Annotated in this window: 1 protein-coding gene; it reads right to left on the bottom strand. The window is 63.8% G+C overall.

Annotated elements, in window-relative coordinates:
• Nucleotides 1–983: cytochrome b (locus GVY39_RS33775; protein WP_201296032.1), on the bottom strand; the 983-nt coding region annotated here is incomplete at both ends.

The raw sequence follows: 983 nt of genomic DNA, 5'->3' as shown, positions 1-983 counted from the left end.
TAGGCGATCAGGACGGCGAACACCAAGCCCATGATCAACGCGACCCAGAACACCGCGGGCACGGTGTAGTTGCCGATGTACAGCTCCCACGGCGGCATCAACCGGGCCATGCCGTCGGTCCACATCATGTAGAAGTCCGGCTGCGAACCCGCCGACACCTGCGAGGGGTTGTAGGGACCCAGGTTCCAGATCGGGTTGATCTGGAACACCCCGCCCATGATGCCCACGATGCCGAGGGTGAAGGCGAAGAACGCGCCCTGGTCGGCGGCGAACACCGGCACGATCCGCGCGCCCACCACGTTGTTCTCCGTGCGCCCCGGGCCGGGGAACTGGGTGTGCTTCTGATACCACACCAGCGCCACGTGCGCGGCGATCAACGCCAGGATGATGCCCGGGAACAGCAGCACGTGCGCGATGTAAAGGCGCGGGATGATGATGTCGCCGGGGAAGTCGCCGCCGAACATCAGCCAGTGCATCCATGTGCCGATGATCGGGATCGAGATCGTGATCCCGGAGAACGCCGCCCGCAGACCCGTGCCCGAGAGCAGGTCGTCCGGCAGCGAGTACCCGAAGAAGCCCTCGAACATCGCCAGGATCAGCAGCAGCGAACCGATCACCCAGTTCGCCTCCCGCGGCTTGCGGAACGCGCCGGTGAAGAAGATCCGGAACAGATGCACGATGATCGACGCCGCGAACAGCAGCGCCGCCCAGTGATGCACCTGCCGCACGAACAGGCCGCCACGCACCTCGAACGAGATGTTCAGCGCCGTCTCATACGCCCGCGACATGGTCACACCGCGCAACGGCTGATACGCGCCGTCGTACACGACATGACTCATCGAAGGATCGAAGAACAGCGTCAGGTAGACGCCCGACAGCAGCAGGATGATGAAGCTGTAGAGCGCGATCTCGCCGAGCAGAAACGACCAATGCGTGGGGAAGACCTTGTTGATCGATCGCTTCATGAACGCCGCGGCGCGATA

This window comes from Nocardia sp. CY15 (assembly GCF_009829295.1).
In the GTDB taxonomy this organism is placed as follows: domain Bacteria; phylum Actinomycetota; class Actinomycetes; order Mycobacteriales; family Mycobacteriaceae; genus Nocardia; species Nocardia sputi.
Note: the sequence above shows the minus strand (reverse complement) of the source record. Positions and strands in the feature narration are given on the sequence as shown.